The 13,333-nt window shown below is 71.2% G+C and carries 13 protein-coding genes; 9 read left to right on the forward strand and 4 right to left on the reverse strand.

Annotated features, from left to right (window positions below):
• The first annotated feature begins 2 nt into the window (after positions 1 to 2).
• The 3 genes from MCHLDSM_RS18785 to marP are packed head-to-tail and all read left to right on the forward strand — an operon-like array spanning position 3 to position 2,613.
• Positions 3 to 647, forward strand: coding sequence for a TlpA family protein disulfide reductase (locus MCHLDSM_RS18785; RefSeq protein ID WP_048471475.1), 645 nt, complete (start codon positions 3 to 5; stop codon positions 645 to 647).
• Entirely contained in the window at positions 644 to 1,426 is a 783-nt protein-coding gene (locus MCHLDSM_RS18790) for an NUDIX hydrolase (protein WP_048471476.1), read from the forward strand. Before MCHLDSM_RS18785 ends, MCHLDSM_RS18790 begins: the two co-directional genes overlap by 4 nt.
• Positions 1,423 to 2,613: an acid resistance serine protease MarP gene (gene marP / locus MCHLDSM_RS18795; protein ID WP_048418649.1), complete on the forward strand. Its 1,191-nt coding sequence runs from the start codon at positions 1,423 to 1,425 to the stop codon at positions 2,611 to 2,613. Before MCHLDSM_RS18790 ends, marP begins: the two co-directional genes overlap by 4 nt.
• 6 nt (positions 2,614 to 2,619) lie before the next feature.
• Here marP and MCHLDSM_RS18800 read toward each other — a convergent pair whose 3' ends face one another.
• Together MCHLDSM_RS18800 and MCHLDSM_RS18805 are read right to left on the reverse strand one after the other, a co-directional pair.
• Positions 2,620 to 3,579 (reverse strand): alpha/beta fold hydrolase, encoded by a 960-nt coding sequence (locus MCHLDSM_RS18800; protein WP_048471477.1) that lies wholly within the window; start codon positions 3,577 to 3,579, stop codon positions 2,620 to 2,622.
• Complete coding sequence (locus MCHLDSM_RS18805) at positions 3,579 to 4,085, reverse strand: phage holin family protein (protein ID WP_048471478.1); 507 nt, start codon at positions 4,083 to 4,085, stop codon at positions 3,579 to 3,581. The genes MCHLDSM_RS18800 and MCHLDSM_RS18805 overlap by 1 nt, the downstream gene beginning before the upstream one ends.
• Before the next feature lie 206 nt (positions 4,086 to 4,291).
• On the opposite strand from MCHLDSM_RS18805, the gene MCHLDSM_RS18810 reads away from it, so the two are divergent.
• Positions 4,292 to 4,933, forward strand: a complete 642-nt coding sequence (locus tag MCHLDSM_RS18810) for a S1 family peptidase (RefSeq protein WP_412178258.1) — start codon at positions 4,292 to 4,294, stop codon at positions 4,931 to 4,933.
• 6 nt (positions 4,934 to 4,939) lie between these two features.
• Here the strand turns inward: MCHLDSM_RS18810 and acs are convergent, their stop codons facing one another.
• On the reverse strand, positions 4,940 to 6,904 hold the full coding sequence (acs, locus tag MCHLDSM_RS18815) for an acetate--CoA ligase (RefSeq protein WP_048471479.1): 1,965 nt from the start codon (positions 6,902 to 6,904) through the stop codon (positions 4,940 to 4,942).
• Between the two features lie 137 nt (positions 6,905 to 7,041).
• On the opposite strand from acs, the gene MCHLDSM_RS18820 reads away from it, so the two are divergent.
• Positions 7,042 to 7,803 (forward strand): hypothetical protein, encoded by a 762-nt coding sequence (locus MCHLDSM_RS18820; RefSeq protein ID WP_048471480.1) that lies wholly within the window; start codon positions 7,042 to 7,044, stop codon positions 7,801 to 7,803.
• A 430-nt stretch (positions 7,804 to 8,233) separates the two neighbouring features.
• Here the strand turns inward: MCHLDSM_RS18820 and MCHLDSM_RS18825 are convergent, their stop codons facing one another.
• Positions 8,234 to 9,091 carry an HAD-IB family hydrolase gene (locus MCHLDSM_RS18825; protein WP_048471481.1) on the reverse strand — a complete coding sequence of 286 codons (858 nt, stop codon included), beginning with the start codon at positions 9,089 to 9,091 and terminating at the stop codon, positions 8,234 to 8,236.
• Positions 9,092 to 9,507: 416 nt separating this feature from the next.
• Here MCHLDSM_RS18825 and ssd point away from each other — a divergent pair, with 416 nt between their 5' ends.
• From ssd to MCHLDSM_RS18845, 4 genes are read left to right on the forward strand one after another with little or no spacing between them, the layout of a single operon-like run.
• Positions 9,508 to 10,602 carry a septum site-determining protein Ssd gene (ssd, locus tag MCHLDSM_RS18830; RefSeq protein WP_048471482.1) on the forward strand — a complete coding sequence of 365 codons (1,095 nt, stop codon included), beginning with the start codon at positions 9,508 to 9,510 and terminating at the stop codon, positions 10,600 to 10,602.
• Positions 10,599 to 11,777 (forward strand): TadA family conjugal transfer-associated ATPase, encoded by a 1,179-nt coding sequence (locus MCHLDSM_RS18835; protein ID WP_048471483.1) that lies wholly within the window; start codon positions 10,599 to 10,601, stop codon positions 11,775 to 11,777. The genes ssd and MCHLDSM_RS18835 overlap by 4 nt, the downstream gene beginning before the upstream one ends.
• Positions 11,771 to 12,550, forward strand: coding sequence for a type II secretion system F family protein (locus MCHLDSM_RS18840; protein WP_048471484.1), 780 nt, complete (start codon positions 11,771 to 11,773; stop codon positions 12,548 to 12,550). Before MCHLDSM_RS18835 ends, MCHLDSM_RS18840 begins: the two co-directional genes overlap by 7 nt.
• Complete coding sequence (locus MCHLDSM_RS18845; RefSeq protein WP_048471485.1) at positions 12,547 to 13,119, forward strand: type II secretion system F family protein; 573 nt, start codon at positions 12,547 to 12,549, stop codon at positions 13,117 to 13,119. The genes MCHLDSM_RS18840 and MCHLDSM_RS18845 overlap by 4 nt, the downstream gene beginning before the upstream one ends.
• The last annotated feature ends 214 nt before the right edge of the window (positions 13,120 to 13,333 follow it).

Genomic DNA, 13,333 nt, shown 5'->3' on the forward strand with positions numbered 1-13,333 from the left:
CGATGAGCGCATCGGCCCGCTGGAGCATCGTCGCGCTGGTCGTCCTCATCGCGGTCGGGGTGGCCCTGTTCGCCGAGTTGGGCGACGACGGCGCCGGGCCTGCCACGCCGGGGACGGTGTCCGCGCGCGACAAGCGCGACGCCGACACCGATGCCGCGCTCGGCCCGCCGCGGGCCCGCGCCGACCTCGCGCCCTGCCCTCCGCCGGGCGCCGGTCCCGGTCCCGAGGTGCTGCGCGGCATCGTCGTCGAGTGCGCCGGCGACGGAACGCCCGTCGACGTGGCCGAGGCCGTCGCCGGGCGGCCGACCGTGCTGAACCTGTGGGCCTACTGGTGCGGTCCCTGCGCCGACGAGCTGCCGGCCATGGCCGAGTACCAGCGCCGCGTCGGCCCCGGCGTCACCGTGCTGACCGTGCACCAGGACGAGAACGAGACCGCCGCGTTGCTCCGGCTCGCCGAACTCGGGGTGCACCTGCCGACGCTGCAGGACGGACGCCGCCGCATCGCCGCTGCGCTGCAGGTCCCCAACGTGATGCCGGCGACGGTGGTGCTGCGCGCGGACGGTAGCGTTGCCGAGATCCTGCCCCGGTCCTTTGCGACCGCCGACGAGATCGCCGCCGCGGTCGACCCGAAGATTGGAGTGAGGTGAGCTGGGACAGCAGGGATGGTGACCTGACGCCCGACGCCGCACCGCCCTGGCTCACCCCGCTCGTCTCCCAGCCCGACGCGGTCAAGAACGCCTACCGCCGCCGGGTGCCCGCCGAGGTGCTCGCGGCGCTGACCGCCGCCAACGCGACCGCGGCCGTCACCGGCTCCCGCCGTGACGCCGCCGTTCTGGTGCTGTTCTCCGGACCCGACGACGGAACGCCCGGCGTCCTGCCTGCCGACGCCGACTTGCTCGTCACCGTGCGCGCGTCCACGCTGCGTCACCACGCGGGCCAGGCCGCGTTCCCCGGCGGTGCGGCCGACCCCGGCGACCAGGGCCCGGTGCACACCGCGCTGCGGGAGGCGACGGAGGAGACCGGGCTCGACGCCGGCCGGCTGCGTCCGCTGGCGACGCTGGAGAAGATGTTCATCCCGCCGTCGGGGTTCCACGTCGTGCCCGTGCTCGCCCACTCCAACGATCCCGGACCCGTCGCGGTCGTCGACGAGTCCGAGACCGCACTCGTCGCCCGCGTGCCGGTGCGCGCCTTCGTCAACCCGGCCAACCGGATCATGGTGTACCGCAAGGAGAACACCCGCCGCACCGCCGGGCCCGCGTTCCTGCTCAACCAGATGGTGGTGTGGGGTTTCACCGGTCAGGTGATCGCGGCGATGCTCGACGTCGCCGGCTGGGCGGTGCCGTGGGACACCGACGCCGTGTACGAACTCGGCGATGCAATGGCGCGACTGGACGCCGAGGACAGCTACGGTGAGGTCCAACGATGACATCGTCACAGTGGCTGGACATAGCCGTACTCGCCGTAGCGCTCATCGCCGCCATCTCGGGCTGGCGGTCCGGGGCGCCGGGTTCTGTGCTGGCCCTGGTCGGGGTGGTGCTGGGCGCGGTCGCCGGGGTGCTGCTGGCCCCGCACGTGGTCAGCCACATCGACGGGCCGCGCACCAAACTGTTCGCCACGCTGTTCCTGATCCTCGCGCTGGTGGTGATCGGTGAGATCGCCGGCGTCGTGCTGGGCCGCGCCGTCCGCGGGGCGATCCGCAACCCGACGCTGCGGGTCGTCGACTCGGTGGTCGGCGTCGCGGTGCAGCTGGTGCTCGTGCTGACGGCGGCCTGGCTGCTGGGCACCGCGCTGGTCTCCTCGCCGCAGCCCAATCTCGCCGCCGCCGTGCAGGGTTCCAAGGTGATCGCCGAGGTCGACTCGGTGGCGCCGAACTGGCTGCGGAGCGTGCCGGGCCGGTTGTCCGGGCTGTGGGACACCTCCGGGCTGCACGACGTGCTGAAGGATTTCGGGCCGACGCCGGTCGCCGCCGTCGACGCCCCGGATGCGTCGCTGGCCACGTCGGCGGTGGTGGGGGCCACGCGCTCGAGTGTGGTCAAGGTGCGCGGTGTCGCGCAGAGCTGCCAGAAGGTGCTGGAGGGCAGCGGTTTCGTCGTCGCCCCCAACCGGGTGATGTCCAACGCGCACGTGGTCGCGGGCTCGGAGAGCGTCACCGTCGAGGTCGACGGGAAGACCTACGACGCCGGGGTCGTCTCCTACGACCCCAACGCCGACATCTCGATCCTCGACGTGCCCGATCTGCCGTCGGCACCCCTGCAGTTCGCCGACGCCCCGGCGCCCAGCGGCACCGATGGCATCGTGATGGGCTATCCCGGCGGCGGTGACTTCACCGCGACGCCCGCGCGGGTGCGTGAGGTGATCGAACTCAACGGACCCGACATCTACCGCAGCACCACGGTGACGCGTGAGGTGTACACGATCCGGGGCACGGTGAAGCAGGGCAATTCCGGCGGCCCGATGATCAACCGCTCCGGCAAGGTGCTCGGGGTGGTGTTCGGCGCGGCCGTCGACGACGTCGACACCGGGTTCGTGCTCACCGCCGAGGAAGTGTCGCGGCAGATGGCCAAGGTCGGCAACGTCGAGCGGGTGCCGACGGGGACCTGCATCAGCGGCTAGCCGGGCTCAGCCGTAGACCTGGCCCAGGAACCGGGTGAGCTGTTCGTTCACCGGGTCCGGTGCCTCCTCGTGACCGAAATGCCCTGCGCCGGTGACGGATACGTAGCGTCCATGCGGCGCGTAGCGCTGGGTCCGGTACACCGGGTCGGCGAGCACGTAGGGATCCGCGTCACCGCGCAGGTGCAGCACCGGCACCGAGATCGGCCGCTTCATCGAGCGCATGAAGCGCCGCCCCTCGCCGCGCAGCTGGCTCCGCACCGCCCACCGCTGGTACTCCAGTGCCGAATGGGCCGCGGACGGGATCTGGATGGCTCGCCGCATGTGCGCCATCGTCTGTGAAAAGTCTTCTGTCGCCTGCCATTTCGCGCTGGACCGGCTGCGGACGAGACGCTCCAGTTCGGCGGCATCGTGGCGGGTCAGGGCGCGCTCGGGCCACGTCGGTATCTGATAGCGCAACATGCACGGCAGCAGCGCACGCCCCTGATCGCGGCGCCGCATCGCCGACGCCCGCAGCGCGACCGGATGCGGCGAACTGACCGCGGCGATCGCGTTGACCACCCGCGGGTGCAGCACCGCCGTCGCCCAGCACACCAGCCCGCCGTCGGCGTGACCGACCAGCGTCGCGGAGCTGTGGCCCAGCGCCCGCACCAGACCCGCGGTGTCCCCGGCGAGCGTCCAGCCGTCGTAGCCGCGCGGAGGTTTGTCGCTGCCGCCATAGCCGCGCAGATCCACCGCGACGACGCGCGCACCCGTCAGCCCTCGCAGCTGATGCCGCCACGACCACCAGAACGAGCCGAAACCGTGCAACAGGATGACCAGCGGCCGGTCCGTCAGCGGGCGCGACTGATCGTCAGCGCGCGCCTCCCGCTCGGCTTCGACGACGTGGAAGCGAATCCCGTTGGCGTGCACATCGAGATGACGCCACGGTCCGTCGATGCGCACCACCGACGGATCGGGTTTGCCCATTACCAGCCGGAGGGATCGGCGGGCGCCGCCTGCTTACCGTCGGTCGTCGCGACAGCCTTCTTGTCCGCCCCCGACGTGAACGCCTCGGGGATCTCCTTCACCGACTCGATGGTCCTCTGCGGTCCCCGGATCCGGCGCACCTTCAGATATCCCAGCAGGGCCAGTGCCGCGGTGACCACCACCATGATCCCGAAGACGATCAGGAAGGCCGCCCAGCGCCACAACCAGTTGTCGAGCAACTCGGCGAGGAAGAAGAAAAAGAAGAACGTCGAGTAGAACAGCACCACCAGCGCCAGGATGAAGAAGACGCTTCCAGTGAGGCCCTTCTTGACGTCGCGGGTGATCTCCGCCTTGGCCAGTTCGACCTCGGCGCGGACCAGCGTCGACACCTGGGCGGTCGCGTCCTTGACCAGATCACCGATGGACGGGTCGGGCTTCGGCGCGTGCGGGTCCACCAGCGGTATCGATGTCACCGTGGCCGGCGCGCCGTTTCTGCGATCGCTCACAAGAGCTTCCCTTCCCGCATGAGTTCTGGTCGCGGCTTATGTTGCCACGTGGCGGAGAACGAAACGATTCCGCCGTGACGTTAGACTGCCTTGATTCCTTCCATGGCGGGTCGGGCCACGTCGATTGGGGTGAGCAGGTGAAGACCAGCGACCAGCCTGGTGTCCGCAGCATGACTACCCGCGCGATCATCTCGGTGTTGGCGGCGATGATGCTGCTCGGCGGCGGGGTGGCCCACGCCGCCGCACCGGTTCCGCTGGGCGGCGGTTCGGGCCTGGTGGTCAACGGCGACACGCTGTGCACGCTCACCGCGATCGGCAACGACAATCGCGGCAACCTCATCGGTTTCACCTCGGCGCACTGCGGCGGACCGGGCGCCGTCGTGGCGGCCGAAGCCGACCAGGGTGCGGGCCTCGTCGGGACGATGGTGGCCGGCAACGACACCCTGGACTACGCGGTGATCAAGTTCGATCCGCAGAAGGTCCGGCCGGTCAGCGAGGTCAACGGTTTCCGCATCGACGGAATCGGGCCCGATCCGGTGTTCGGTCAGGTGGCCTGCAAACTCGGCCGCACCACCGGCTACTCGTGCGGGGTGACCTGGGGTCCCGGCGAACAGCCGGGAACGATCGTCAACCAGGTCTGCGGTCAGCCGGGGGACTCCGGCGCACCCGTGACCGTCGACAACAAGCTCGTCGGCATGATCCACGGAGCGTTCTCCGAGGATCTGCCGACCTGCGTCGTCAAGTTCATCCCCCTGCACACCCCGGCGGTGACGATGTCGATCAACACCCAGCTCGCCGACATCGCGGCGAAGGACCGGCCCGGGACGGGTTTCGTCCCGGTGTCCTGACCCGCCCTACTTGCTGGCGCGGATCGCCTCGAACACGCTCGGATCCACCAGCGTCGAGGTGTCCCCGAGCTCGCGGCCCTCGGCGACGTCGCGCAACAGCCGACGCATGATCTTGCCGCTGCGCGTCTTCGGCAGCTCGGGCACCACATGGATCTCGCGGGGCTTGGCGATCGGGGAGATCTCGCGAGCCACCTCGGCGCGCAACTCGTCGACCATCTGCTCGCGCGACGTCTCTTTGGCGTGCGACTTGAGGATGACGAACGCGCAGATGCCCTGACCGGTGTGCTCGTCGGTCGCTCCGACGACGGCGGCCTCGGCCACCCCGGAATGCCCGACCAGAGCGGACTCCACCTCCGCGGTGGAGATCCGGTGCCCGGAGACGTTCATGACGTCGTCGATGCGGCCCAGCACCCAGATCTCGCCGTCCTTGCCGTAACGGGCGCCGTCCCCGGCGAAGTACCAGCCCTGCTGGGCGAACCGCGACCAGTACGTCTCCTTGAACCGCTCCGGATCACCCCAGATGCCGCGCAGCATCGCCGGCCACGGCTGGTCGAGCACCAGGTAACCGCTGGCCTGCTCGCCGTGATCGGTGCCCGGCGCCAGCTCGTTGCCGTCGTCGTCGACGATCTTGGCCGAGATGCCCGGCAGCGCGCGCATCGCCGACCCCGGCTTGCAGTGCGTCACGCCCGGCAGCGGCGAGATCATGATCCCGCCGGTCTCGGTCTGCCACCAGGTGTCCACGACCGGCGTCTTGTCGCCGCCGAACACCAGGCGGTACCAGCGCCAGGCCTCCGGGTTGATGGGCTCACCGACCGAGCCGAGCAGCCGCAGGCTGGACAGGTCGTGTTCGAAGGCGAGCTCGCGGCCCCACTTCATGAAGGTGCGCACCACCGTCGGCGCCGTGTAGTAGACGGTGACGCCGTACTTCTCGATGACCTGGAAGTGCCGGTGCTCGTCGGGGGACGCGGGGGTGCCCTCGTACACGACCTGGGTGACGCCGTTGGACAGCGGCCCGTAGACGATGTAGGTGTGCCCGGTCACCCAGCCGATGTCGGCGGTGCACCAGTAGACGTCGGACTCGGGCTTGATGTCGAACACATAGTGATGGGTGTAGGACGCCTGGGTCAGGTAGCCGCCCGAGGTGTGCATGATGCCCTTGGGCTTGCCCGTGGTTCCGGAGGTGTACAGCAGGAACAGCGGATGCTCGGAGTCGAAGGCCTCGGGGGTGTGCTCGGTCGACGCGTTCGGCACGGTCTCGTGCCACCACGTGTCGCGGCCCTCGGTCCACGGCACCTCGATGCCGGTGCGCTGCACCACCAGCACGTGCTCGACGGGGCTGCTGTCGCCGAGGGCCTCGATCGCCTCGTCGACGCCGGCCTTCAGTGGGGCTGCCTTGCCGCGGCGGAACTGGCCGTCGGTGGTGATCACCAGCTTGGCCTCGGCGTCTTCGATCCGGGCCTTCAGGGCTGACGCGGAGAACCCGGCGAACACCACCGAGTGCATGGCGCCGAGCCGGGCGCAGGCCAGCATCGCGATGATCGCCTCGGGCACCATCGGCATGTAGATGGCCACCCGGTCGCCCTTGGTCAGCCCGAGTTCGGTCAGCGTGTTCGCGGCCTGGCACACCTCGTCCTTGAGCTGGGCGTAGGTGATGTCGCGCGCGTCGCCGACCGGCTCGCCCTCCCAGTGGATGGCCACGCGGTCTCCGTTGCCGGCTTCGACGTGGCGGTCCACGCAGTTGTAGGCGACATTGAGCTTGCCGCCGACGAACCACTTCGCGACCGGGGCCTCCGACCAGTCCAGCACCTCGGTGAACGGGGTGTCCCAGGCCAGGCGTTCGGCCTGCGCGGCCCAGAAGCCCAGCCGGTCCTCGGCGGCCTCGTCATAGAGCGCCTCGGTGGCGTTGGCCTGGGCGCTGAACTCGGGCGGCGGCGGGTAGGAAGCCTGAACGTCAACGTGCGTCTCGGTCATGTCTGTGAGGGTAGTCACCCAACGTTGCATCGACGTTGGCAACTCACAGGCGCCGCTGCGGACGGCAGTTGACGCGCGCCGAACGTCGCGGCCGGCGCGCCCATCGGTACCCGGTCCATCCACTACCGTGTGCGGGCGTGACCGATCCGCTCGCCCCGTTGACCGCTCTGCCCGGCGTCGCCGAGGCCGGTGAGGAGGCTCGCGAGGCGCTCGGGCGGGCCCACCGGCACCGCACCAACCTGCGCGGGTGGCCGGCGACGGCCGCCGAGGCGGCCCTGCGGGCGGCGCGCGCGTCCTCGGTGCTCGACGGCGGACCGCTGCAGTTCGCGCCCGAAGGCTCCGTCGGTTCGGAGGGCGCCGAGAAGGATCCCGTGCTCGCCGGCGCGCTGCGGGTGGCCGAGGCGTTGGAGGGCGGTGAGGGTGCGTTGGTCGGTGTGTGGCGGCGCGCACCGCTGCAGGCCATCGCCCGGCTCCACTCCCTGGCCGCCGCGGACCTGGTGGCCGACGACGCGCTGGGTCGGCCACGCGGCGACGCCGACATCGGGCGGCGACTGGAACTGTTGGCCGACCTCGTGACCGGCGGCACCCGCGTGCCCGCGACGGTGCTGGCCGCGGTGGCGCACGGCGAACTTCTCACGCTCGCACCGTTCGGCAGCGCGGACGGCGTCGTGGCGCGCGGAGTGTCTCGGCTGATCACCATCGCCAGCGGGTTGGACCCGCACGGGCTCGGCGTCCCCGAGATGCACTGGATGCGACGCTCGGGCGACTACACCGCAGCGGCACGGGGATTCGCGTCGGGCACACCGGACGGGCTGGCGGCGTGGCTGGTGCTCAGCAGCGAGGCACTGCACGCCGGGGCCCGCGAAGCGCTCGCGATCGCGGTGGCGCAGACCTCCTGACGGACGGGTCGCAGACCGCCTGCAGCAAAAGAAAACGGGCGGCGTCCGAAGTAATTCGAAAAGTACTTCGGCGCGCCGCCCGCGAGCACGAGCCTCCGGTTACCATGCGTGCGTATGGGGTTGCGTGGGTGGCCTCGGCGTCCGTGCGATCCGCTGCGACTGCGACTCCACCCAAAGAGCCGTCGAGGTCGTCCGATCTTCGCACTTACGCAGGCCCGCAACACTTTTGCCTGTTCCGCGGCATGTGCGCCGCGTGGGTTCCGGGACCCGTGCTGGGGAGCCGAGGTTGGGAGATCGAGCCTTCTCTTCCGGCTCGGCCTTGGCCTCACCCGGCTTCCGTGCTTCCTTTGTACTACGTGACCACGGTCACATCAAGGGCCAATCACCGGATTGTTACCCGGGCCCCGTCAGCAACGGCGCCAGCGTGCGCTCAGAACGCGAAGCGGCGCAGCAACGTGTAGGTCAGTGCGCCGGCGGCCAGGGCGCTGACCCCGACGGCGAAACTGGTCGCGACGGCGGCTCCGGACGGCGCGGCGGGAAGACGGTCACGCAGCGACACGGGCTTGGAGAACGACCGCATCTGCCATCCGCGAGCGGCCGCTTCCTTGCGAAGCGTCCGGTCGGGATTGACGACGGTCGGATGGCCGACGGTCTCGAGCATCGGCACGTCGGTGATCGAGTCGGAGTAGGCGTAGCAGTGTTCCAGCGCGTAGTCCTCGCGCGCGGCCAGGGCGCGGATGGCCTCGGCCTTCGCGTCGCCGTAGCAGTAGAACGCGATCTCGCCGGTGTACTTGCCGTCTTCGACGACCATCCGGGTGGCCATCGCATGGGTGGCGCCGAGCGCGCGCGCGATCGGTCCGACGATCTCCTCCCCGGAGGCCGACACGATCACGACGTCGCGGCCGCAGAGCTTGTGATCGGAGATCAGCTCGGCTGCTTCGGCAAACACCAGCGGGTCGACGATGTCATGCAGCGTCTCGCCGACCACCGACTTCACCTGCTCGACGTCCCAGCCGGCGACCATCGTCGTGATGTAGGACCTCATCCGGTCCATCTGGTCGTGGTCGGCCCCGGACATCAGGAACAGGAATTGCGCGTACGCAGACTTCAGAACAGTCCGCCGATTCATTAGCCCTTGGCTGAAGAACGGTTTGCTGAAAGCGAAAGTGCTGGATTTTGCGATGACGGTTTTGTCGAGGTCGAAGAACGCTGCCGTGCGTACCGGGCGCTCGGAAGGGGACGGACCGTCAGCAGCTCGGGGGCTCGTCACCGGGTCGGATGAGGTCACAGCGCCAGCATAGAGCGCCCTCGAGTGACAAATCGCGACAGATCGTACAAATTGGCAGTTCACGACAGGTGGCTAGAACTGCAATCTTTTCTGGATTCGACCGACTTCTCTGCGTTGCGGTCTTGCGCCAGCCCGCTCCGGCGTGTGTATAGTGGGCATCACTCGGCTTATGCCGGGTGTGCATCAGCCCGACCCCCCGGGGCTGATACACGACGACCTCCGCCTCCTCCCCCCCTGGCGGGGTCGTCCCTTTTCTGGGGTCATTCGCAAAGCGGATAGGTCCGCTGCCCTGTAGATGGTTGCGGAACGCCGTTTTCGGCGAAGTCGGCCGGCCAGATTGTGGATAAGTCCGCATCGCTCCACAGATCCCTTGACACCCCTTCTCCACCCGGCGCTCTGCGCCCACGCTGAGAAGCATGTCGACCCCCGCCGCCATCCTGATCCTCGTCGCGGACGCCACGCTGAACCTGACGGTCGACCGCGTCGTCGCCGCCGCGGGACTGCAGGTGGTGCGCGCCACCGACCCGTCGAACCGGCGCGCGTGGACCGGCGCCGCGGCGGTGCTGCTCGACGCGGCCGCAGCCCGCCGGTGCGCAGGGCAGGGGCTGCCGCGCCGCGCCCGAGTGCTGCTGGTCAGCGGTTCTGCGCCCGAACCGGCGGCGTGGGAGGCCGCCGTCGCCGTCGGCGCTGCGCGGGTGCTGACCGTCCCCGCTCAGGAGGCGGAGCTGATGGCCGTGCTCGCGGAGGCCGCCGAAGCCGCACACGACGGCGGTGCGCGCGGCGCGGTGGTGGCGGTGATGTCCGGCCGGGGTGGTGGCGGTGCCTCGGTGTTCGCGGTGGCGCTCGCGCGCACGGCCGCCGACTCGCTGCTCGTCGACGGCGATCCGTGGGGCGGCGGACTGGATCTGGTGCTCGGCAGCGAGACCGAACAGGGTTTGCGCTGGCCGGATCTCGCCGTGGCAGGGGGACGGCTGACCTATCCGGCGTTGCGCGACGCGCTGCCGCAACGGCACGGCGTCAGCGTGCTGTCCGGCAGCCGCGTGCTGTCCGGGGAGCGGCCGTCCGACGACATCGATCCGCTGCCGCTCGGCGCGGTGCTCGACGCCGGCAGCCGGGGCGGGGTCACCGTGGTCTGCGATGTCGCCCGACGGCCTGCGCCCGCCACCGACACGGCGTTGGCCGCGGCCGATCTGGTGGTGTTGGTCACACCGGCCGACGTCCGGTCGTGCGCCGCAGCAGCGGCCACCGGCCGGTGGGTCGCGAGCGCCAACCCCAACACCGGCGTGCTCGTGCGGGGGCCGGCTCCCGGCGGGCTGCGCCCGGTCGACGTCGCCCGCATCGTCGGGTTGCCGCTGCTCGCGTCCATGCGACCCCAGCCGGGCATCGAACAGCAGCTGGAGCGCGGCGGGTTGCGCGTGCCGCGCCGGTCGCCGCTCGCGGTGGCAGCGCGGACGGTGCTCGCGGTGCTGCAGACCAAGCCGTCGGGCGCCGAGGCGGAGGCCGCCGCGTGAACGCCCCGCTGCTGGACCGGGTGCGGGAGCGGCTGGCCGCCGAAGGTGCGGCACTGCGGCCGAGCGTGGTCGCCGCGGCAATCCGCGCGGAGTCCGGCGGGGTGCTGGGTGACACCGAAGTGCTGACCAGCATGCGTGAGCTGCAGACCGAACTCGTCGGCGCCGGCATCCTCGAACCGCTGCTGTGCGCGCCGGGCACCACCGACGTGCTCGTCACCGCCCCCGACGCGATCTGGGTCGACGACGGATCCGGTTTGCGACGCACCCCGATCTCGTTCGCTGACGAGGCGGCGGTCCGGCGCCTCGCCCAGCGGTTGGCGCTTGCCGCAGGGCGTCGCCTCGACGATGCGCAGCCCTGGGTCGACGGGCATCTGAGCAGTCTCGGTCCGGCGGGAGGGGGCGCGGCACTGAGTGTTCGGCTGCACGCGGTGCTGCCGCCGATCGCCGCGGCGGGCACCTGCCTGTCGCTGCGGATCCTGCGGCCGGCGACCCAGGATCTCGACGCACTCATCGAGTCCGCAGCGATCAGCGCTGAGGCGGCCGCGCTGCTGCGTGGCGTGATCGGCGCCCGGCTGGCGTTCCTCGTCTCGGGCGGGACCGGCGCGGGGAAGACCACCTTGCTCGCCGGGCTGCTCGGGGCCGTGCCCGCCGACGAGCGGATCGTGTGTGTCGAGGATGCCGCCGAACTGGCGCCCCGCCACCCCCACGTGGTCAAGCTGGTCGCGCGCTGCGCGAACGTCGAAGGAGTCGGCGAGGTCACCGTCCGCGACCTGGTCCGGCAGGCGCTGCGGATGCGGCCCGACCGGATCGTCGTCGGTGAGGTGCGCGGTGCCGAGGTCGTCGACCTGCTCACCGCGCTGAACACCGGCCACGACGGCGGCGCCGGCACCGTGCACGCCAACAACCCCGCCGAGGTGCCGGCACGGTTCGAGGCACTGGCCGCGCTCGGTGGTCTGGACCGCGCCGCGCTGCACAGCCAGCTCGGCGCCGCGATCCAGGTCGTGCTGCACGTGTCGCGGGACCGCGCCGGAAGGCGCCGGCTCAGCGAGATCGGCATGCTCCGGCGCGGCGACGACGGCCGCGTGCGAGTGCTGCGCTGCTGGCACATCGACGACGGCTTCGACCGCTGGGTCGACGACCTGCGCCGGCTCATCGACATCCGGAGCCGATCGTGACGGCGGCGGTGATCCTGGCGCTGGCGGTGCTCGTGGCGCCGTCCACCTCGCGCCGGCGGGTTCGGGTCCTTCTGAGAGCCCGGCGGCGCCGCCCGCCCGCCGCGTTCGGGGGACTGCTCGCGTGTCTGGCCCTGACGCCGCTGCTGCCGCTGAGCGCGGTCGTCTCCGCCGCGGTGATGTTGGGCGTGCTGGTGCTGCGGCGGCGCGGACGCCGGCGCCGCCGGGACGCCGTCGAGGAGGCCACGGCCCTGCAGGGTGCGCTCGACGTGCTCGTCGCCGAATTGCGCGTCGGGGCCCACCCGGTCGCCGCCATCGGGGTCGCCGCTCGCGAATCCGACGGCCGCGTCGCCGGATCGTTCGGCGCGGTCGCGGCGCGTGCGATGCTCGGCGCCGACGTGGCGGCCGGATTGCGCGCGGAGGCCCGCCACTCCGGTGCGCCGGGCCATTGGGAGCGGCTGGCGGTGTGCTGGCAGCTCGCGCAGACGCATGGGCTGGCGATCGCGACGTTGATGCAGGCCGCGCAGCGCGACCTCGGCGAGCGCGAACGGTTCCGGTCGCGTGTCGACGCCGCGATGGCCGGTGCGCGGGCCACCGGGAGTGTGCTGGCCGGGCTGCCCCTGCTGGGCGTGCTGATGGGGTGTGCGATCGGCGCCGACCCGCTCGGGTTCCTGTTCTCCGGTGGCGCCGGCGGCTGGCTGCTGTGCCTGGGGACGCTGTTCGTCGGGGCCGGCCTGCTGTGGTCGGACCGCATCACCGCGCGGGTGCTGACGTGATGTGGGCTGCGGCGCTGCTCGCTGCCGCGGTGCTCGCCCTGCCGCGGGCCGCCGGGGCGAGGATCGTGACCGACAGGCGCGCGCCCGCCGACGCCGGTGCGCGGGTCACGTCCGACGATCCGCTCGCGGTGGCCGCCACGCTCGACCTGCTCGCCGCGTGTCTGCGCGCCGGCATGGCGGTGTCGACCGCGGCCGCCGGCGTCGCCGCGTCGGCACCAGCACCGCTCGCGGCGGTGTTGCAGCGGGCCGCCGACCTGCTGGCGCTCGGCGCCGACGCCGGTCAGGCCTGGGGCGATCGGCCGGACGACACCGATCCGCATGTGCGTGCCTTCCTGCGGATGGCGCGGCGGTCGGCGGCGTCGGGGGCGGCGCTCGCGCAGGGTGTCGAAGACCTCGCCGTAGCGCTGCGCGCCGATGCCGCAGACGCGGCGGGAGCCAGGGCCGAGCGCGCATCGGTGCTCATCGCCGGCCCGCTGGGCCTGTGCTACCTGCCCGCTTTTCTGTGCCTGGGCATCGTGCCCGTCGTGGCCGGGCTGGCCGCAGACGTCCTGCGCTCAGGGGTGTTGTGACAACCATCGAGGAGGAAACACATGGTCAGACAACGGATTACGGAGCTGCGGTCCCGCCTGCTCGTGCTGGCGGTCGCCGACGACGGCATGTCGACCGTCGAGTACGCCATCGGGACTTTGTTTATCTGCCCCTGCCGCGTTGGGTCATTCGTAAAAACGGTCTTCTGAACTGGGTGGTTATGGCCTGTCGCAGGCGATCGGGTTGTTGAGGGAC

Origin of the sequence: Mycolicibacterium chlorophenolicum (genome assembly GCF_001044235.1) — a bacterium.
GTDB classification, from domain to species: Bacteria; Actinomycetota; Actinomycetes; order Mycobacteriales; family Mycobacteriaceae; genus Mycobacterium; species Mycobacterium chlorophenolicum.